This is a genomic window from Bradyrhizobium manausense, from assembly GCF_018131105.1.
Classification (GTDB): domain Bacteria; phylum Pseudomonadota; class Alphaproteobacteria; order Rhizobiales; family Xanthobacteraceae; genus Bradyrhizobium; species Bradyrhizobium manausense_B.
The window spans coordinates 1,023,311-1,043,416 of the sequence record NZ_JAFCJI010000002.1; the positions used below are offsets into that span (position 1 = coordinate 1,023,311).

A 20,106-nucleotide genomic window follows, 5' to 3' on the forward strand; every position below is an offset into this window, starting at 1 on the left:
ACCGCTCGCGGTTCGCGGGAGAGACGCCATGACGATCGCCATCCGGCAACTTCAGACGCATTTTGTCGGCGAGGTTTCCGGCCTCGACCTACGAAAGCCTCTCACGCCGGATGAAGCCCGCGACGTCGAGGCCGCCATGGACAAATACGCGGTGCTCGTCTTCCACGACCAGGACATCACCGACGAGCAGCAGATGGCGTTCGCGCTGAATTTCGGTCAGCGCGAGGACGCGCGGGGCGGCACTGTCACGCAGGCGAAGGACTATCGGCTCCAGTCCGGCCTCAACGACGTGTCCAATCTCGGCAAGGACGGCAAGCCGCTTGCGAAGGACAGCCGCACGCATCTGTTCAATCTCGGCAACTGCCTGTGGCACTCCGACAGCTCGTTCCGTCCCATCCCGGCAAAATTCTCGCTGCTCTCGGCACGCGTGGTGAACCCGAAGGGTGGCAACACCGAATTCGCCGACATGCGCGCGGCCTACGACGCGCTCGACGATGAGACCAAGGCCGAGATCGACGATCTCATCTGCGAGCACTCGCTGATGTATTCGCGGGGGTCGCTCGGCTTCACCGAATATACCGATGACGAAAAGGCGATGTTCAAGCCGGTGCTGCAGCGTCTGGTGCGAACGCACCCCGTGCATCGGCGCAAGTCGCTGTATCTCTCATCGCATGCCGGCAAGATCGTCAGCATGAGCGTGCCGGAAGGACGGCTGCTGCTGCGCGACCTCAACGAGCATGCGACACAGCCCGAATTCGTCTACGTCCACAAATGGAAGCTGCATGACCTCGTGATGTGGGACAACCGTCAGACCATGCACCGCGTCCGCCGCTACGACCAGTCTCAGCCCCGCGACATGCGAAGGGCGACGGTAGCGGGGACCGAGCCGACGGTGCAGCAGCAGGCGGCGGAGTAGGCTAATGTCGTCCCGGCGAAGGCCGGGACGAAAAGCGTGACCGCTTCAACAAACTCCGTCATTGCGAGCGAAGCAATCCAGAATGCCTGCGCGGAGGGATCCTGGATTGCTTCGTCGCTTCGCTCCTCGCAATGACGGCGCTGAGGGTTACGCTATGACCACTTTCAGCTAGGCGTGCCCCGCCTCGTTCGACAGCATGCCGGGATCAATCCCGATCTTGCGCAGCGCGCGGCCGTATTTCTCGTCGACATCGTCGCCGAAGATCAGATCGGCGTCGGCGTCGCAATGCAGCCAGCCATTGCTCTGGATCTCGGTCTCGAGCTGGCCCGGCGCCCAGCCGGCATAGCCGAGCGCGAGGATGGCGTGCTTGGGGCCGGAGCCGTTGGCGATGGCGCGCAGGATATCGACGGTCGCGGTGAGGCAGACGCCGTCGTCGATCCGCAGCGTCGCATGCTCGATGTAGAAATCGCTGGAATGCAGCACGAAGCCGCGACCGGTATCGACCGGGCCGCCGGCCAGCACCTTCATGCTTTCGGCATTTTGCGGCAGCTTGATGTGCTCGCCCTTCTTGACGATGCCGAGCTGTTCGAGCAGCTCCGGGAAATCGATGCTGCCCGCCGGATGATTGACAATGATGCCCATCGCACCCTCGGCCGAATGCGCACAGAGATAGATCACCGAGCGCTCGAAGCGGGAGTCGCCCATGACGGGCATCGCGATCAGGAGCCGACCGTCGAGATAACCGGCCGAATTGGGGAGCGCGGGGCCTGCGCCGCGGGTGCTTTCGCCCGTCCTTTTGCCAGTGGGAGCCATCGGTAAAGCACTCCGGTTTCAATTCCTATCCTGATGTCGGGCCGGGCTGCTGTCAAATCAAGGCTTGCAGAGACTTGATTCGAGTGCATCCATCACAAGCAATTCAATGGTTTGCCCCCGGGTGACCCTGTAAAGACGTGCCATGCTGACAAGAGTTCCCCTGCATGCGGCGATTGGCGTCGCGACAACCTTGCTTGCGTCGTCGCTGGCGATGAGCGCCCATGCCGACGATGCGTCACAGTGGCAACGCGACGGCCATTCCGCGGTGCGGCTCCTCGCGGGATCGCGCAGCGGCGCGGTCCTGCTCGGCGGTATTGCTTTCCAGCTCCAGCCCGGCTGGAAAACATATTGGCGCATGCCCGGCGATTCCGGCGTGCCGCCACGGTTCGACTTCTCGAAGTCGGATAACGTCGAAGCCGTGACGGTGATGTGGCCGGCACCGCTGAAATTCGACGACGGCGCGGGCGGCCACTCGATCGGCTATCACGACCAGATCGTGCTGCCCCTGCGCATCGTCGCCAAGGCCGCCGACAAGCCGGTGACGTTGCGCGCCGAGATCAATTACGCGGTGTGCGAGAAGCTCTGCGTTCCCGTCGAGGCCAATGTCGAGCTCGGCTTCAACAACGTCGCCTCGACCGAAGACGTCAATTTGCGCTCGGCGCTGGATTCGGTGCCGAAGCCCGCCAATGTCGGCGATCCCAATCCCCTGACCATCCGCGACGTCAAGCGCGACGGGCCCAAGAACGTATTGGTGGATGTCGTTGCGCCTGACAGCAGCAAGGTCAATCTGTACGTGGAGGGACCGACGCCCGAGTGGTCACTGCCGATCCCAGCACCCGTCGAACACAGCCCACCCGGCGTGAAGCGATTTTCCTTCGAGCTCGACGGATTGCCGCCGGGCGTCAAGCCCGACGGCGCAGCGCTCAAGTTCACGCTGGTCGGGCCCGAGAAATCCTACGAGTTCAATACGAATTTGGAGTGAGCGTCGTCCCGGAAGCTGTCGAGATGGCGCCGAGTGATTTCCGTTGCTAGCGCTCATTCGCCGCTGTCGTCCCGGACGAGCATAGCGAAGCGGAGCACAGATCCGGAATCCAGAACCACAGGGAGTGGTTTGGCGAAGACTCGGAGTTGCCAGCCAGCGCATCAACTTCTCCCTGTGGTTATGGGTCCCGGCCTGCACCGGGACGACGGCGGGGGTTGAGACGGCGGCACCCCACCCAACCGAATCTTAACGAATGGTTGCTAATCCCGAGCCCACCGCAGCATGCGGGATGCCTGGGGATCTCGACTTGGCCGTGATGGATGCAGAACCCGCAACGACCGGACCGTCAGGGCTGATCGCGCGGCTGCGTGCGAAGCTCTCGGGCGGGTCGAGCGAGGCATCGCTGACGCGGCGGCTGGCCGGCACCATCTTCATCATCCGCGTCATCAGCGCAGGGCTCGCCTATTTCTCGCAGGTGCTGCTGGCGCGCTGGATGGGGACGTCCGACTACGGCATCTATGTCTATGTCTGGACCTGGGTGCTGCTGCTCGGCAGCATGATGGACTTCGGCATCTCGGCTTCCGCGCAAAAGATCATTCCGGAATATCGCGCCAGTGGCGACCACGCGTTGCTGCGCGGCTTTCTCTCCGGCGGCCGCTGGCTGGTCTTCGCCGTCTCGGCGCTGGCGTCGCTCGGCCTTGCCGGCATCGTCAAGCTGCTGTCGCCCTGGATCGATCCTGCCGAGGTGCTGCCGCTCTATATCGGCTGCATGACGCTGCCGGCTTTCGTCGTTGCGAATACCCAGGACGGCATCGCGCGATCGCATGACTGGATGCAACTCGGCCTGATGCCGCAATTCATCATCCGCCAGGCGCTGATCATCGGCATTACCGCCAGCGCCTTCCTGCTCGGCTATCATCTCGGCGCGATCGCCGCGATGCTCGCGAGCGCCGGCGCGGTGTGGATCGCGATGACCGGACAGATGGCGGTGCTGAACCGCAAGCTCGCCGGTCACATCGCGCCCGGCCCGAAGGCCTATGACGTCAGCGGCTGGCTCGCGGTCTCGCTGCCGATCCTGCTGGTCGAGAGCTTTTATCTGCTGTTGTCCTACACCGACGTGCTCGTGCTGCAACAATTCCGTCCATCCGATGAAGTCGGCGTCTACTTCGCGGTCGTGAAGACGCTGGCGCTGGTGTCGTTCATCCACTACGCCATGTCGGCGACGACGGCGCATCGCTTCGCCGAATACAACGCGAGCGGCGACAAGGCGCGGCTGTCGGCCTATGTCGCGCATGCCATCGTCTGGACGTTCTGGCCGTCGCTGGCCGCGACCGCCGTGCTGCTCGTTCTCGGCAAGCCCCTGCTCTGGCTGTTCGGGCCGCAATTCGTGGTCGGCTACGACATCATGTTCGTCGCCGCGATCGGCCTCGTGGTACGCGCCGCGATCGGCCCGGTCGAGCGGCTGCTCAACATGCTCGGCCAGCAGAAGATCTGCGCGCTGGCCTATGCGCTCGCCTTCGTCATGAACGTCATTCTCTGTATCGCGCTGGTGCCGCGCTTCGGCGGCCACGGCGCTGCGGCCGCAACCTCGCTCTCGCTCACCTTCGAGACGGTGCTGCTGTTCTGGATCGTACGGCAGCGGCTGGGGTTGCACGTGCTGGCGTTTGGGAAATAGGGACTAAGCACCGGTCCCTGCTCACCGCCTCGGGGGACGACTGTTTCCCAACGAGCCCGAGAACAAGGCGAAACACCTACCGAGTTCCATATTGGAGTAGAATTTTTCTTATTCTGCCCAAACGGTTGCGCCCCAGGGAAAGTTTATTCTACGTCGTATTGCCCAACTGACGAGATAAACCTAGATTCCCTCAGCCATGATTGATCCGCTTTACGTCGCCTCGGGTTTTGGCGTCGGCCTGCTTGTCGGGTTGACCGGCGTAGGGGGCGGCTCGTTGATGACGCCGCTCCTGATCCTGCTGTTCGGCATTCATCCGACCACCGCCGTCGGCACCGACCTGCTCTATGCCGCCGCCACCAAGACCGGCGGCAGCGTGGTGCATGGCTGGTCGCGCAGCGTGCACTGGCCCGCGGTACTGCGGCTCGCCTGCGGCAGCATTCCGGCGAGCGCGCTGACGCTGCTGGTGCTGTGGAAGCTCGATCTGCGCGGCGATACCGAACGCAATCTGGTCAATCTGGTGCTGTGCTTTGCGCTGCTCTTGACCGCGACGTCGCTGATCTTCCGCAAGTCGATCATGGAGCGCTATCGCCGCCGCATGGAGCAGATCAGCGAACGCACCACGGTGATTGCGACCGTGGTCACCGGGATCGTGCTCGGCGTGCTGGTCTCGATCTCGTCGGTCGGCGCCGGCGCGGTCGGCGTGACCGTGCTGCTGCTGCTCTACCCGCGCCTGCCGATGGCGACCATCGTCGGCTCCGACATCGCGCACGCCGTGCCGCTGACGCTGGTGGCGGGCATCGGACACTGGGTGCTCGGCTCGGTCGACTGGGGCCTGATGGGTGTTCTGCTGCTCGGTTCACTGCCCGGCATCGTCATCGGCAGCTACAGCGCGACGCGTGTGCCGGAGACCGTGCTGCGCGTGGCGCTCGCCAGCGTTCTCATCGTGGTCGCCAGCAGGATCATGTTCGCGGAGCTCAACCTGCAATCCGCGATCGTGACGGCGCTGGCCTGGAGCCATTGAGGCCCGACCAGGCGAGAGAATTGTAGGGTGGGCAAAGCGAAGCGTGCCCACCCCCCTTTTGTGATGAGAGAGAGATGGTGGGCACGGCGCTTGCGCGCCTTTGCCCACCCTACGGTGGTGTCACCGGGGCAACAGCAGAGTGCGAGCCGTTACTCCGCAGTCCAGCCGCCGTCGATCGAGAGGTTCGTGCCGGTGATCTGCGCGGCATCGTCGCTGCACAGGAACAGCGCGAGAGCTGCGACCTGCTCTGAGGTCACGAACTCCTTGGTCGGCTGCGCGTCGAGCAGCACGTCGTTGATGACCTGCTCGCGCGTGAGGTTGCGCGCCTTCATGGTATCAGGGATCTGCTTTTCCACCAGCGGCGTCCAGACATAGCCGGGGCTGATGCAATTGCAGGTGATCTTGTTGGTCGCGACCTCAAGCGCCACCGTCTTGGTCAGGCCGGCAATGCCATGCTTGGCCGACACATAAGCCGACTTGAAGGGCGAGGCGACGAGGGAGTGCGCCGACGCGGTGTTGATGATGCGGCCCCAGCCCTTCTTCTTCATGCCGGGAACGGCAGCGCGGATGGCGTGGAAGGCCGAGGACAGGTTGATCGCGATGATCTGGTCCCACTTCTCGAGCGGGAATTCCTCGATCGGCGAAACGAACTGGATGCCGGCATTGTTGACGAGGATGTCGACCGAGCCGAACGACTTCTCGCCGAGCGCGATCATCCCGGCGATCTCGGCCGGCTTGGTCATGTCGGCGGGCGAATAGACCGCCTTGACGCCGAAATCGGACTCGATCTTGGTGCGTTCCTTCTCGATGTCCTCCGGCGAGCCGAAGCCGTTGATGACGACGTTGGCGCCGGCGGCGGCGAAGGCGCGCGCATATGCAAGCCCGATACCGCTGGTCGATCCGGTGACGACGGCGTTCTTGCCTGACAGAGTACCCATATTATTCGCTCCTTTTTGGCGGGGGCGCGGTGACGTCCCCCGTGAGATCGTAGGTCACCATGGTCTCGCCGGACTGCGGCTTCTCCAGCCAGTCCTTGTGGCGCATCGACAGATGCACGTCGCGGACGCCGCTTTCCCAATGCTCGACCATGGCGACATGCGAGAAGTCATAGTCCTTCGACGAGGATTCGTAGTTCTTGCTGCGATAGATCAGGTGCACCACAGTAACAGTGCTTTCGCGCGAAACTTTTGCGAGGAATTCGACCGCAGGGTCGTTCTTCAGATAATCGGGCAATTTGGCAATGAGGTCGCGCGCGGCGCGGCGGGCATTGTGCAGTTGCTTGTTCTTGTCGGTGTTCATCCGCGTGCGGCTGGAGAAACGGATGTCCTTCTCGCGCTCGGTGGCCTCCAGGAGCGAATTCGGCAGATCGCCGCGCGCGCTGAACAGGTCGACCTGGAAGATCAGCATGTCGCGATCAGTTTCCGCATCGAGCACGAAATCGAGCGGCGTATTTGAGGCGATGCCGCCGTCCCAATAATGCTCGCCGTCGATCACGACCGACGGAAAGCCCGGCGGCAGCGCGCCGGAGGCCATGATGTGCTCCGGACCGATTTGCTTGCCGAGCTTCTTGAACTCGTAATTGTCGAAATATTTGAAGTTGCCGGAGGTGACGCCCACGGCGCCGACCGACAAGCGCGTCTTCAGATCGTTGATGCGGTCGAAGTCAACGAGCCGCTCCAGCGTCTTCTTCAGCGGCGCGGTGTCGTAATAGCTCTCGGCTTGCGGGCTGCCCGGCGGCCACATCGGCGCAGGCGGCACGCGCGGGACGAAAAAGCCGGGCACGCCGAAGGTCGCGATCAGCGCGGCGCTGGTGGAATTGAACAGCTCGCGGCTGTGATCGCTCTTGCCGATCGGCTTCCACGGCACCGGCGCGGACACCATCTCCCAGAATTCCTTGAGCCGCTTGACGCGGGTATGGCCCTCATTGCCGGCGATGATGGCGGCATTGACCGCGCCGATCGAGATGCCGGCTACCCATTCGGGCTCAAAGTCGAAATGGCAGAGCGATTGAAAGGCGCCGGCCTGATACGAGCCGAGCGCACCACCGCCCTGGAGAACCAGGACGCGCTGCGCCTTCGCGGGGACTGTTGCGACTTCCGGGCTGTGATCTGTCATAAGGGACTAATAGCAAAAGGCGAGCCACCGTGGCGACAGTCTGCCGCGGCGTCAATGCATCCCGGGATCAAGTCTGGCTTATCGGGGGTCGGTCGAGGCCAGGATCATGGTCCAGAACACCTTGTATTTGGTGCCAGGAGCATAGCTCGCCGCTATGCCCAATTTTGTGACACCGCCCTTGAGCATGTTGGCGCGGTGGGGCGGCGAGTCACGCCAGCCGGAAAACGCTTCCGCCAGCGTATGATAGCCGGCCGAGATGTTCTCGACCGCCACGGTCGCGGGATAGCTGCCGGCGGCAAGCCGCTTGCCCAGGGGCGCGCGGACGTCATGGTCCATCTTGTTGGCGGCCGCCATGGCATTGGACTGGGATTCGGCGAGCCGCATCAATTCGGGGTCGACCTCGACGGTGCCGAGCCCGTTGTTCTGGCGGTATTGCGAGATCATGATTGCGGCGGCCGGGGCATCGAGCCTGGCGCCCGGGACCGACATATCGGCATACATCGACGGCTGCTGGACCGGCGCTTCGTTGCCGGCGCAGCCGGCGAGAAGCAAAGTGATGAGAATTGCGGCCGCAGCGCGCATGAATCGAGGCCCCCAGATGAGGGGCCGTTGTTGCATACCAACCGTGGCTGAAAGGTGAATTTTGAGGAAAATTCGATCCTTTGGGACGGCTCAGGCGCCCGCAAATATGCGGTAGCGGCGGGGCTTTAAGCCGATCGTATCGCCGGCGCGCAGTTCCCGGTCGCGAGGGGCATCGATCTCGATGGTCTCGCCACCTGATAGCGCCACCTCAGCCCGCTGCACGGGACCGAAATTGCGGACTTGCTGGACCGCGCCTTCGAAGGCACCCGAGCCGGGTGGGCCGACCAGCATGTCGTGTCGCCGCACGAACAGTTTTGACGCGCCAGACATGAGCCCGTCCGCCGCAAGATCGAGCGGACGATCGCCGAGCCTGACAACGCCGCCGTCAACCTGAACAGGCAACTCGATGGATTCACCGATGAAGCCGTGAACGAATGCGGTCGCCGGGGTCTCATAGACGTCGTCGGGCGAACCGATCTGCTCGATCCTGCCCTTGTCCATAACGACGACGCGGTTGGCGACTTCCAGCGCCTCCTCCTGGTCATGGGTGACGAAGATCGAGGTGACGTTGATCTCGTGATGCAGCGAGCGCAGCCATTTGCGCAACTCTTTACGCACCTTGGCATCGAGCGCACCGAAGGGCTCGTCGAGCAGGAGGATGCGCGGCTCGATCGCGAGCGCGCGGGCCAGCGCAATGCGCTGGCGCTGGCCACCGGAGAGCTGGCTCGGATAGCGATCGGCGAGCCAGTCGAGCTGCACCAAGTCGAGCAGCTCTTTCACCCGCCTTCGGATCGTCGCCTCGTCCTTGCGGATCGCGCGCGGCTGCACCCGCAGACCGAACGCAACGTTCTCGAACACGCTCATGTGACGGAACAGCGCGTAGTGCTGAAAAACGAAGCCGACGTGACGCTCGCGCGCGCCTTGCGCCAGCGCGTCCTCGCCATTGAAGGAAACTTCACCGGTATCAGGCCAGTCGAGGCCGGCGATGATCCGCAGCAGCGTGGTCTTGCCGGAGCCGGAAGGACCGAGCAGCGCCAGCAGTTCGCCGTCATTGACCTTGAGGTCGACGCCATCAAGCGCCGCAAAGCTGCCGAACTTCTTGACGAGATTTTTGACTTCAATGGTCATTGACGTCGTGTCCTTCGTCGAGCTGGCGTTCGAGAACGGTCTTGGCGATCAGGGTGATCAGTGCCAGCAGCGCCAGCAGCGAGGCAATCGCGAAGGCCGCAACGAACTGGTATTCGTTGTAGAGAATCTCGACCAGCAGCGGCATGGTGTTGGTCTCGCCGCGGATGTGGCCGGAGACGACCGACACCGCGCCGAACTCGCCCATCGCGCGGGCGTTGCACAGCAGAACCCCGTAGAGCACGCCCCATTTGATGTTGGGCAGCGTGACGCGAAAGAAGGTTTGCAGGCCTGAGGCGCCAAGCGAGATCGCGGCTTCCTCCTCCTGCGTGCCCTGCTCCTGCATCAGCGGGATCAGCGCACGGGCCACGAAGGGGAAGGTCACGAAAGTGGTGGCGAGCGCAATGCCGGGCACCGCGAACAGGATCTGGATGTCGTGATCCCTCAACCAATTGCCGAAATAGCCCTGCGCACCGAACAGCAGCACGAAGACCAGGCCGGAGATGACCGGGCTGACCGAGAACGGCAAGTCGATCAGCGTAATCAGGAAGGTCTTTCCGGTGAATTCGAACTTTGCGATCGCCCAGGACGCGACGAGACCAAAGACGAGATTGAGGCTCACCGAGATCGCGGCGACCACCAGCGTCAGCTTGATCGCCGCCAGCGCCTCCGGCTCAGCGAGCGCCGCGAGATAGGCGAGCACGCCCTTCGAGAAGGCCTGCGCGAAGACCAGGACTAGCGGCAATACGACGAAGACGGACAGGAACGAGATCGCCAGCGTAATGATGACGACCTGAACACCCCTCGGCTCGGTGCGGAGATTGTTGCGCGCGGCTGCAGCATGGGCGCGCGCCCTGGCATCGAGGGACGAGAGCGGGACGGAATCTGCGATCTGCATCGTCATCGTTCGCCCTCAGCGCGCCGGGACGCGGTTCTGCGCCCAGCGCTGCAACCGGTTCACCGCGAAGATGATGACAAAGGAGACGACGAGCATGACTGCGGCGATCGCGGTCGCGTCGGCATAGCGGAATTCGGAGAGCCGGATCACGATCAGCAGCGGCGCGATCTCGGAAACGTTGGGCAGGTTGCCGGCGATGAAGATCACCGAGCCGTACTCACCGACCGCACGTGCGAAGGCGAGCGCCAGGCCCGTGAGCAGCGCCGGCGCGAGCGACGGCAGGATCACGCGGACGATGGTCTGCCATCGGCTGGCGCCGAGACTACCCGCGGCTTCCTCGATCTCGGAGTCGATATCCTGCAGCACCGGCTGCACCGTGCGCACCACGAAGGGGATGCCGATGAAGATCATCGCGACGAAGATGCCGACCGGCGTGAATGCCACCTTGATGCCGAGCGCGGCGAGCGGCGCGCCCAGCCAGCCCTTCTCGGCAAACAGCGCGGTCAGCGCGACGCCCGCAACGGCCGTCGGCAATGCGAAAGGCACGTCGACGATGGCGTCAAATATCCGCCGGCCCGGAAAACGGTAGCGCACCAGCGCCCAGACGATGATGCTGCCCATCACGAGGTTGACGCAGGCCGCCGCAAACGCGAGCCCGAACGACACGCGGAGCGCATTCAGCGTGCGGCGGCTCGAGAGGATGTTCCAGAACTGCTCGGGGCTGAGCTCCAGCGATTTCAGGAACAGCCCGGCGAGCGGAATCAGGATGATGACGGACAGCCAGGTCAGCGTCAGTCCCATCGTGAGACCGAAGCCCGGAAGAGTCCGTCGTCGTGCTGCGATTACGCTCACCAGGCCCCCTGCTGCCTCCTGAGACAGAGCTCTATCAATTCCTGTAGATCTGATCGAACACGCCGCCGTCGGCGAAATGTTCCTTCTGCGCCTTGGTCCAGCCGCCGAACACGTCGTCGATCGTGAACAGCTCGACCTTTGCGAAGGAGTGTTCATATTTTTTGGCGATCTCGGCATCGCGCGGACGATAGAAATTGCGCGCGGCAATCTCCTGACCTTCCCTGGTGTACCAATACTGGAGATAGGCATCGGCGACGTTGCGGGTGCCTTTCTTGTCGGCAACCTTGTCGACATTCGCAACCGGCGGCTCGGCGAGGATCGAGAGCGGCGGTGCCACGATCTCGAACTTTTCGGGGCCGAATTCCTTCAGCGCGAGATAGGCCTCATTCTCCCAGGCAAGCAGCACGTCGCCGACGCCGCGCTCCACGAACGTCACGGTCGCACCGCGCGCGCCGGTGTCGAGCACCGGGACCTGCTGGTAGAGCTTTCCGATGAAATCCTTGGCCTTGTCGACGGAGCCATATTTCTTCTGCGCAAAGCCCCAGGCGGCCAGGTAATTCCAGCGCGCGCCGCCCGAGGTCTTCGGGTTCGGCGTGATCACGGCAACGCGGGGCTTGAGCAGATCGTCCCAATCCTTGATGCCCTTCGGATTGCCCTTTCGCACCAGGAACACGATGGTCGAGGTATACGGCGATGAATTCTGCGGCAGGCGCTTCTGCCAATCGGCCGCGGTAAGACCTTTGCCGGCGATGGCATCGATGTCGTAGGCAAGCGCGAGCGTCACCACGTCGGCCTGCAAGCCGTCAATCACCGCCCTCGCCTGCGAGCCGCTGCCGCCATGCGACTGCTTGATCTCGACGCTCTTGCCCGTCTCTCTCTGATAGGCGTTCGCGAACGCCTTGTTGAACTCGACATAGAGCTCGCGTGTCGGATCGTAAGACACGTTCAACAGATTGATATCAGCAGCGAGAGCCGCGTCTGCCAAGAAACCCGTCGCGAGAAGTCCGGTTGCGAGAAGTCCTGCAGCGAGCGGAACGATACGACGCATCATGTCCATCTCCATTCACTTCGACGACGTCAATGTCGACGAAGGCATGCAGGCGAAACTCGTGGCGAAACGCTCTCAAGTCAACGGAACCGGATTTTCTTGTTCGCAAGCTTGCAGCTTGGCTGTGCTACGAAGTCTTCATTGTGTGGATGCCGCATTCTGTCTTGGCGCGGCCACGCCAGCGACCCGCGCGCTCATCCTCGCCTTCGGCCGTTCTGCTCGTACAAGGCATACACCCAACCGAGCGAAAACCCGACGCCGCAAGCGGGTGACGCGGCAATTTGGCGCGGACGAAAATCGCTTCGAGTTCCTCACGCGAGACATTTGCGAACGGGTTGAATTTCAAACGTGCGCCATCATCCTCGACGACCGGAATGTCGGTGCGCGCATTGCCCTGAAAACGCTTGCGACCGTTGAGCCAGGCCGAAAACGGCTTGAGCGCACGCGTCAGCGGTTCCACCTTGCGGATACGGCAGCAGGCGTCGGGATCGGAGAACCAGAGCTCGCGGTCGGGATCGTCGCGCGTCAGCGTCTCCTCGGCCGGCTGGATCGAGCGAACGTCCGTCAAGCCCAGCGTTGCGATCAGCGTGTCGCGATAGGCGAGCGTCTCCTCGAACAGCCAGCCGGTGTCGAGAAAGATCACGGGAATGGCCGGATCGACATCCGCCATCACCTTGAGCAGCGTCGCCGATTCCGTGCCGAAGGACGACACCAGCGCAAGCTTCTCGCGCCCGACCGCCTTCAGAGCAGCAGCGATGACCTCAGCGGGCGAGGCATCGCGCAGCGCGCGGTCCAGCTCCACGGCCGAAGGCGGCGGAGAAGTGGACGCTGATGTGGCCTGAGACGCGGTGGCGTTCACGTGCCGACACCCTCGGAGTGACGCAACTGCATCCGCCGGTGCAGCGCCGTGATTCGGCCGTCGCCGGTCGGCTGGTAGAACACCGAGTAGCGCTTCGCGGTCTGCATGAAGGCTTCCGCGTCAGCCTGCTTCTTGACCTCGAAGGAGTCGAAGCCGGCGCGCAGCATGAACACGAACTGGTCGCGCAGGATCTGGCCTGTCGCACGCAGATCGCCCCGATAGTTGTAACGCTCGCGCAGCAGCCGCGCCTGACTATAGGCACGTCCGTCGCGGAAGGTCGGAAACACCAGAGCAACCGTGGCGACCTTGCCGAGATAGGGTACGAGCTCGTCGATGTCGCGGTTGTTCGGCCAGATCACGCCGACCTTGCCGGCGCGCTTGAGCAGCACATCCGCCTCGCCGACGAAGCGCTCGGCCGGAACCAGGATGTCGCCGCCCTCGGGCAGCGGCGTGTCGACGGCCAGCTTGACGAAGCTGTCGTCGACGATCTTCCCGCCCTTAACGAGTGGCATAGACGCGCTCCTTGAAGGGTTCGACGCCAAGGCGCTTCACCGTGTCCATGAACAGTTCTTCCGGCCGCTCGCGCAGCGCCAGATAGGCTTCCACGACGTCCTCGATGACGTCGGCGACTTCGTCGAATTTCACACCCGGGCCGATCAATGTCCCGAGCGCAGCGCCCTCATCGGCGCGGCCGCCGATGGTGATCTGATAGACCTCCTCGCCGTTCTTCTCGACGCCGAGAATGCCGATATGGCCGACATGGTGGTGGCCGCAGGCGTTGATGCAGCCCGAGATGTTGATGTGCAGACGGCCGATCAGGTTGGCGAGCTCGTGGTTGGCGAAACGCCGCGTCAGCTCCTGCGCGATCGGGATCGAGCGCGCATTGGCCAGCGAGCAATAGTCGAGGCCCGGGCAGGCGATGATGTCGGTGATCAGATTGACGTTGGGCGTCGCCAGGCCGAGCTTGTCGAGCGCCTTCCACAGTGCCGGCAAATCGCGCTTGGCGACGTGCGGCAGCGCGAGGTTCTGCTCATGACCGACTCGGATCTCGCCGAAGGAGTATTTGTCGGCGAGATCGGCGAGCGCATCCATCTGCTCGGCGGTGGCATCGCCCGGGGGCTTGCCGATCGGCTTCAGCGAGATGGTGACGATGGAGTAGCCCTGGACCTTGTGCGGGGCGACCGAGTTCTTCCGCCATGCCTCGAAGTCGGGATCGGCCGCCGCCTGGCGCAACTCGTCCGGCATGTGCGGCAGCTTCTCGTAGGACGGATAGCTGAACCGCGAGCGGATGTCCTCGATCACCTCGTCGTCGATCTGGAGCGAGGAATTGCGGATGTGCTGCCATTCCTCCTCGACCTCGCGCGAGAATTTTTCGATGCCGAGCTCGTGCACCAGGATCTTGATGCGCGCCTTGTAAATGTTATCGCGCCGGCCATACTGATTGTAGACGCGCAGGATCGCCTCGATATAGCTGAGGATATCGCGGCCATGCACGAAGTGCTTGATGGTCTTGGCGATGAACGGCGTGCGGCCGAGACCGCCGCCGACCAGGACCTCGAAGCCGGTCTCGCCCTTCTCGTTCCTGATCAGCTTGAGCCCGATGTCGTGGATCTTGATCGCGGCGCGGTCATGGTCCGACGCGGTGATCGCGATCTTGAACTTGCGCGGCAGGAACGAGAATTCCGGGTGCAGCGTGGTGTGCTGGCGGATCAGCTCCGACCAGATGCGCGGATCCTCGATCTCGCCGGGTGCGACGCCGGCCCACTGGTCCGAGGTGACGTTGCGCATGTTGTTGCCGGAGGTCTGCATCGCATGGATGCCGACCTTGGCGAGATCGGCCAGCGCATCCGGAAGCTCGGCGAGCTTGATCCAGTTGAACTGGATGTTCTGCCGCGTGGTGAAGTGGCCGTAGCCGCGATCGTATTTGCGCGCGACATGGGCGAGGGCCCGCAACTGGTTCGTCGCCAGCGTCCCGTAGGGAATCGCGACGCGGAACATGTAGGCGTGCAGCTGCAGGTAGACGCCGTTCTGGAGCCGCAGGAGCTTGAACTCATCCTCGGTGAGCTCGCCCGAGAGGCGGCGCTTCACCTGGTCGCGGAACTCCGAGACGCGCTCGTTGACGAGCGTGCGGTCGATTTCATCGTAAGCATACATAAGCGAAAGCCTTAAACCTGGGCCGACTGCCCGATGGTCACGCCGGTGAGGCGGATCTGTTCGCGCAGATTGCCGGGCTCGACCTTGCCGTCCTCGCCGACCTGCACCGGAGCGATATAGGCACCCACGGCGCCGACGTCATCGGCCACGGACTCCGCAAGCAACGCTTTGGCCTCGTCGGAATTGCGCACGATCGCGGCTTCCGAGAGGTCCGCGGACCAGCTCTTGGCGGCCGTGCGGTACACCACGATGCCGTCCCAGGTACGGTTGGCGGTCACGACCGAGGGGCCGGCGATTTTGATCTTCTTCTGTTCAAGCGGGGAGGTCATTCGGCTGCATCCAATAGGTCAGAGATGAGTTGAGCTGAGTTCTTTTCGGGGGTTTGGCGGAGAAGCGACCCGGCATGCCGGACCACGTCGCCGATGATGAGGATGGCGGGACCGCCATTGGTCTGCCGCACGAGTTCGGGCAGGTCACGGAGTGTGCCGATCGCGCCCTGCGCATCCGGCCGCGTCACGCGGGCAAACACGCCGACGGGCGTCTCCGGCGAACGGCCGGCGGCGAACAGGCCCGCACGCACGGCAGGCGCGGCGGTCATACCCATGTAGACCACAACGGTCATCTTCGTATCGGTCAGCGTCGACCAGTCGACGGTCTCCGCATCGCGCGCCTTGTGCGCGGTGAGGAACGTGATGCGGGTCGCCTCATGACGGTAGGTGAGCGGCACCTCGAAATCAGCGGCGCCGCCGAGCCCTGCGGTGATGCCGGGAATAATCGAATAGGCGATGCCGGCTGTGCGCAGCGCTTCAACCTCTTCACCGCCGCGACCAAACACGAAGGGATCTCCGCCCTTCAGCCGCACCACGCGCTGACCTGCCTGCGCGGCTTCGATCATGCGCTTGTTGATGGCGTCCTGGCCGATACCGGGCTTGCCGATGCGGCGGCCGACCGGAATGCGCGTGGTGTCGCGGCGGATGCGATCGAGAATCTCAGGCGAGACCAGCTCGTCGTGGAACACGATGTCGGCGTCCTGCAACGCGCGCAGCGCCTTGATGGTGAGCAAATCGGGATCGCCGGGGCCGGCGCCGACCAGCGCGACGGAGCCTTCCGGCTTGTCAGCGCGCGCAAACGCAGACGGATCGGAAATCGCGTTGAGCGCAGCGTCCGCCTCGTCCTTGCGGCCGGCCAGCACGGAGGCGCCGATAGGACCATCGATGACGCGCTCCCAGAAGCGGCGGCGCAGCGGAAATTCGGCGATGCGCCCGTTGATGGATTTGCGGAAGCCGCCGATGAACTCGGCCAGTTCGCCGATGCGCGCGGGCAGCAGCGCCTCGATCTTCTCGCGCACGCGCCGCGCCACCACCGGCGAGGCGCCGCCGGTCCCGACCGCGACCACGACATCGCCGCGATCGACGATCGCCGGGAAGATGAAGCTGGAATGTTCGAGATCGTCCATGACGTTGACGGGCAGGCCGAGCGATTTCGCCCGCGCCGACATCGCCACACCAACATCGCCTGCGCCCGCGCAGACGATGGCAATGACGCCGGCGAGATCGGCAGTCAAAGGATCGTCCGCTGCGACGTCGATCCGCGCGGCGTCTTCGGAGCTCAGACCCAGATCCTGATTGCCGTCGATCATATGCACGCGGATGCGCGCGCCGGCGGCGGCGAGCACGCGCAATTTTGCGCGCAAAAGCTCACCCGCGCCGATGAGAACCACCGGGCCGGCCTTGAGATCGAGGAACACCGGCAAGAACCGCATTCGATACTCGCTTCCCCCACATCCGGGGTTGACTGGAATTATTTTCTATATATGTGTCGTTTCGAGCGCGCAAAGAGAAAATTTTTTCTTCTCTTCGGCACCGCAACTATAGAATTTTCGCCTCCAAACGCAAAGTGGCAGAGATGCATCTTCTCAGGACCGATTCCGGCGCAGATGGGCTGGGTTTCGCAGCTTCCGTTTCCGAGCAAAACGCGATCGAGCAGACCGCTCCCAGCATGGATCATCTCGACCAGCTCGAGGCCCAGAGCATCTACATTTTTCGCGAGGCCTTTGCCCGTTTGAAGAAGATTGCCCTGCTGTGGTCGCTCGGCAAGGACTCCAACGTGATGATCTGGCTGGCGCGAAAGGCGTTCTTCGGCCGCGTGCCGTTCCCGGCGCTTCATGTCGACACCGGCAAGAAGTTTCCGGAGATGTACCGGTTCCGCGATCACTACGGGAAGGAGTGGGAGCTCGACCTGCGCGTCGAACCCTGCCCGCCCATCGACGCCGTCGACCCAACGCTGCCGCCGGCCGCCCGTTCCGCCGCGCGCAAGACCGAAGGCCTCAAGATGGCACTCGGCAAATATGGTTTTGACGGCCTGATCGCTGGCATTCGCCGCGACGAGGAAGCCACCCGCGCCAAGGAGCGCGTGTTCTCGCCGCGCGGCCTCGAAGGCAATTGGGACGTGCGCGATCAGCCGCCGGAGTTCTGGGATCATTTCAACGCATCGCCGCCGCAGGGCGCGCATTTGCGTATCCACCCGATCCTGCATTGGACCGAGTCCGACATCTGGGCCTACACCAAGCGCGAGAACATCCCGATCATCCCGCTCTATCTCTCGCAGAACGGCAAGCGCTATCGCTCGCTGGGCGACCAGGACATCACCAATCCGGTCGCCTCGACCGCGTCGAACATCGACGAGATCCTGGCCGAGCTCGAGCAGACCAAGGTGCCGGAGCGTGCTGGCCGCGCGCTTGACCACGAGACCGAGGACGCTTTCGAGCGCCTGCGCGTCGCCGGCTATCTCTGATCCAAGGACGCATCGCGGTCATGAACATGCTCGTCACCCCCACCTCGCCCGCCACGCCGAACGGCACCACGCGTCCCCAGGTCCGCATCGTCATCGTCGGTCATGTCGATCACGGCAAGTCGACGCTGGTCGGCCGCCTTTTGCATGAGACCGGCAGCCTGCCCGACGGCAAGCTCGAGATGCTCAAGGCCGTCAGCGCACGGCGCGGCATGCCGTTCGAATGGTCGTTCCTGCTCGACGCGCTGCAGACCGAGCGCGACCAGGGCATCACCATCGACACCACACAGATCCGCTTCCGCACCAATTCGCGCGACATCGTGCTGATCGACGCGCCTGGCCACGCCGAATTCCTGCGCAACATGATCACCGGCGCCTCGCAGGCCGACGGCGCGGTGCTGATCATCGACGCACTGGAAGGCGTGCGCGACCAGACCCGCCGGCACGGCTATCTGCTGCATCTGCTCGGCGTGAAGCAGGTCGCCGTCGTCGTCAACAAGATGGACCGCGTCGATTTCTCCGCTGAACGTTTCAAGGACATCAGCGACGAGATTTCGGCGCACCTCAATGGCCTCGGTGTGACGCCGACGGCCGTGATCCCGATCTCCGCGCGCGACGGCGACGGCGTTGCGGAGCGCACCGATCGCATCTCCTGGTACAACGGACCGACCGTGGTCGAGGCGCTCGACCAGCTCGAGCCAGCGCGGCCGCTCGAGGCACTCGCGCTGCGCCTGCCGGTGCAGGCGATCTACAAGTTCGACGACCGCCGCATCGTCGCGGGACGCATCGAATCCGGCAGCCTGGTTGCCGGCGACGAGATCGTGATCATGCCCGCCGGAAAGATCGCCAGGATCAAGACCGTCGAGAGCTGGCCGGTGACGCCGGTGGCGGGACGCCAAGGCGCCGGCCGCTCGGTCGGTATCACGCTCGACCGCGAATTGTTCATCGAGCGCGGCGATATCGTCGCGCATGTCGGCACCGCCCCGCGCGAAACGCGCCGCCTGCGCGCGCGTATTTTCTGGCTCCACGACAAGCCACTCGCCAAGGGCGACCAGTTGCTGGTGCGCTGCGGACCGAAGGAAAGCCGCGCTACGGTCGTTGCCATCGAAAAGGCGGTCGACCCCGGCGAACTCTCGAGCAGCGAGAACAAGGCGATCAGCCGCAACCATGTCGGCGAGATCGACATTTCGCTTTCGAACCCGATTGCGACCGATCCCTACACCGAAAATCCGCGGACCGGCCGTCTCGTGATCGAGGTTTCCGGGCGCATCGCCGGTGGCGGCCTGGTGCTGTCGGTCGATGCTGGCCAACGCGCCGTACCTGTCGATATCGTGCCGGTGGAATCGGCGCTGCGTCCCGACGAGCGCTCCGCGCGCTATCGCCACAACGGTGCGGTGGTCTGGCTCACGGGCTTGCCGGCCTCCGGCAAGTCGACACTGGCGAAGGCGCTGGAGCGTCGTCTGTTTACCAATGGCGGCTCGCCGATCCTGCTCGACGGCGACACGCTGCGCGCCGGGCTCAACAGCGATCTCGGCTTCTCCGCCGCCGATCGCAGCGAGAACATCCGCCGCCTCGCCGAGGTCGCCACACATCTTGCGCGCAACGGCCACATCGCCATCGTCGCCGCAGTCTCCCCGGCGCGCGAGGATCGCGCCACCGCGCGCCGCATCGCCGACACCGCATTCCGCGAGATCCATGTCGCGACGCCAGCCGAGGTGTGCGAAGAGCGCGATCCCAAGGGCCATTACAAGAAGGCCCGCTCCGGCGCGCTGGCGTCATTCACCGGCATCGGCAACGACTACGAGCGGCCCGAAGCGGCCGAGCTCGCGATCGACACGTCGACGCGGTCGGTTGCCGAGGCAGCAGACGAGATCGAGCAGATGCTGAAGACATCAGGGGTGCTGTTCGACGAACTCGTGGACCTCGCCGCGAATATTTGAGGCGGGCTTTCCGCCGGTAGGCGCACGGGCCACCATGCAGGCAGTGCGTTCCCTCCCCCCTTGCGGGGGAGGGCTAGGGAGAGGGGTCCACACGGGGACTCCCTTCGTCAGCTGAAACAACGCCGAACTCACCTGCACCTTTTCCTGGGCCACCCCTCTCCCCCGCCCTCCCCCGCAAGGGGGGAGGGAGCGCAGTCGTGCGCATAGCAAGGAGCCCAGCTCGATCACTTGTAAAAAGCGTCACTTCCCCACCTCGCCTTGACATTTTGACAAGCTCCCGGGGGTCTTCTCACCGCCCCGATTTTGGGGCTAATAGGTCGCGAAAGCCGCCCCGAA

General features: G+C 63.9%; 19 protein-coding genes. 6 read left to right on the forward strand and 13 right to left on the reverse strand.

Going from position 1 to position 20,106, the window contains the following annotated elements; translation table 11 throughout:
- Positions 1 to 28 precede the first annotated feature (28 nt).
- Positions 29 to 916, forward strand: a complete 888-nt coding sequence (locus JQ631_RS25120) for a TauD/TfdA dioxygenase family protein (RefSeq protein ID WP_212330465.1) — start codon at positions 29 to 31, stop codon at positions 914 to 916.
- A gap of 168 nt (positions 917 to 1,084) precedes the next feature.
- Here JQ631_RS25120 and JQ631_RS25125 read toward each other — a convergent pair whose 3' ends face one another.
- Positions 1,085 to 1,729 carry a YqgE/AlgH family protein gene (locus tag JQ631_RS25125; protein ID WP_212330468.1) on the reverse strand — a complete coding sequence of 215 codons (645 nt, stop codon included), beginning with the start codon at positions 1,727 to 1,729 and terminating at the stop codon, positions 1,085 to 1,087.
- Between the two features lie 142 nt (positions 1,730 to 1,871).
- Here JQ631_RS25125 and JQ631_RS25130 point away from each other — a divergent pair, with 142 nt between their 5' ends.
- The 3 genes from JQ631_RS25130 to JQ631_RS25140 all read left to right on the forward strand — a co-directional run bounded on the left by JQ631_RS25130 (position 1,872) and on the right by JQ631_RS25140 (position 5,407).
- A complete protein-coding gene (locus JQ631_RS25130) occupies positions 1,872 to 2,711 on the forward strand; it encodes a protein-disulfide reductase DsbD domain-containing protein (RefSeq protein ID WP_212330469.1) in 840 nt (279 codons plus the stop codon).
- Between the two features lie 307 nt (positions 2,712 to 3,018).
- The gene (locus JQ631_RS25135) at positions 3,019 to 4,386 is read left to right on the forward strand and encodes a flippase (protein WP_433995526.1); all 1,368 of its coding nucleotides are present in this window, start codon (positions 3,019 to 3,021) and stop codon (positions 4,384 to 4,386) included.
- A gap of 196 nt (positions 4,387 to 4,582) precedes the next feature.
- Positions 4,583 to 5,407 (forward strand): sulfite exporter TauE/SafE family protein, encoded by an 825-nt coding sequence (locus JQ631_RS25140; protein WP_212330473.1) that lies wholly within the window; start codon positions 4,583 to 4,585, stop codon positions 5,405 to 5,407.
- 149 nt (positions 5,408 to 5,556) lie between these two features.
- On the opposite strand, the gene JQ631_RS25145 is transcribed toward JQ631_RS25140, so the two are convergent.
- The 12 genes from JQ631_RS25145 to cysG all read right to left on the reverse strand — a co-directional run bounded on the left by JQ631_RS25145 (position 5,557) and on the right by cysG (position 16,802).
- Complete coding sequence (locus JQ631_RS25145) at positions 5,557 to 6,345, reverse strand: 3-hydroxybutyrate dehydrogenase (protein WP_212330475.1); 789 nt, start codon at positions 6,343 to 6,345, stop codon at positions 5,557 to 5,559.
- Between the two features lies 1 nt (position 6,346).
- Positions 6,347 to 7,522, reverse strand: a complete 1,176-nt coding sequence (locus JQ631_RS25150) for a DUF3734 domain-containing protein (protein ID WP_212330477.1) — start codon at positions 7,520 to 7,522, stop codon at positions 6,347 to 6,349.
- Between the two features lie 78 nt (positions 7,523 to 7,600).
- Positions 7,601 to 8,104 (reverse strand): CAP domain-containing protein, encoded by a 504-nt coding sequence (locus tag JQ631_RS25155; RefSeq protein ID WP_212330479.1) that lies wholly within the window; start codon positions 8,102 to 8,104, stop codon positions 7,601 to 7,603.
- 90 nt (positions 8,105 to 8,194) lie between these two features.
- A complete protein-coding gene (locus JQ631_RS25160) occupies positions 8,195 to 9,232 on the reverse strand; it encodes a sulfate/molybdate ABC transporter ATP-binding protein (protein WP_212330481.1) in 1,038 nt (345 codons plus the stop codon).
- Positions 9,222 to 10,133, reverse strand: a complete 912-nt coding sequence (cysW, locus tag JQ631_RS25165) for a sulfate ABC transporter permease subunit CysW (protein ID WP_212330488.1) — start codon at positions 10,131 to 10,133, stop codon at positions 9,222 to 9,224. The genes JQ631_RS25160 and cysW overlap by 11 nt, the downstream gene beginning before the upstream one ends.
- A gap of 9 nt (positions 10,134 to 10,142) precedes the next feature.
- A complete protein-coding gene (cysT, locus tag JQ631_RS25170) occupies positions 10,143 to 10,979 on the reverse strand; it encodes a sulfate ABC transporter permease subunit CysT (RefSeq protein WP_212330490.1) in 837 nt (278 codons plus the stop codon).
- 34 nt (positions 10,980 to 11,013) lie between these two features.
- Complete coding sequence (locus tag JQ631_RS25175; RefSeq protein ID WP_249160912.1) at positions 11,014 to 12,042, reverse strand: sulfate ABC transporter substrate-binding protein; 1,029 nt, start codon at positions 12,040 to 12,042, stop codon at positions 11,014 to 11,016.
- 112 nt (positions 12,043 to 12,154) lie between these two features.
- The gene (locus tag JQ631_RS25180) at positions 12,155 to 12,886 is read right to left on the reverse strand and encodes a phosphoadenylyl-sulfate reductase (RefSeq protein ID WP_212330492.1); all 732 of its coding nucleotides are present in this window, start codon (positions 12,884 to 12,886) and stop codon (positions 12,155 to 12,157) included.
- On the reverse strand, positions 12,883 to 13,398 hold the full coding sequence (locus JQ631_RS25185; protein WP_212330494.1) for a DUF934 domain-containing protein: 516 nt from the start codon (positions 13,396 to 13,398) through the stop codon (positions 12,883 to 12,885). Before JQ631_RS25185 ends, JQ631_RS25180 begins: the two co-directional genes overlap by 4 nt.
- Entirely contained in the window at positions 13,385 to 15,040 is a 1,656-nt protein-coding gene (locus tag JQ631_RS25190; RefSeq protein ID WP_212330496.1) for a nitrite/sulfite reductase, read from the reverse strand. The genes JQ631_RS25185 and JQ631_RS25190 overlap by 14 nt, the downstream gene beginning before the upstream one ends.
- An 11-nt stretch (positions 15,041 to 15,051) precedes the next feature.
- A complete protein-coding gene (locus JQ631_RS25195; protein ID WP_212330498.1) occupies positions 15,052 to 15,369 on the reverse strand; it encodes a DUF2849 domain-containing protein in 318 nt (105 codons plus the stop codon).
- Entirely contained in the window at positions 15,366 to 16,802 is a 1,437-nt protein-coding gene (gene cysG, locus JQ631_RS25200) for a siroheme synthase CysG (protein WP_212330500.1), read from the reverse strand. The genes JQ631_RS25195 and cysG overlap by 4 nt, the downstream gene beginning before the upstream one ends.
- 236 nt (positions 16,803 to 17,038) lie before the next feature.
- Here cysG and cysD point away from each other — a divergent pair, with 236 nt between their 5' ends.
- The gene (gene cysD / locus JQ631_RS25205; RefSeq protein WP_212331596.1) at positions 17,039 to 17,833 is read left to right on the forward strand and encodes a sulfate adenylyltransferase subunit CysD; all 795 of its coding nucleotides are present in this window, start codon (positions 17,039 to 17,041) and stop codon (positions 17,831 to 17,833) included.
- Positions 17,834 to 17,853: 20 nt separating this feature from the next.
- On the forward strand, positions 17,854 to 19,770 hold the full coding sequence (gene cysC / locus JQ631_RS25210; protein ID WP_212330501.1) for an adenylyl-sulfate kinase: 1,917 nt from the start codon (positions 17,854 to 17,856) through the stop codon (positions 19,768 to 19,770).
- The last annotated feature ends 336 nt before the right edge of the window (positions 19,771 to 20,106 follow it).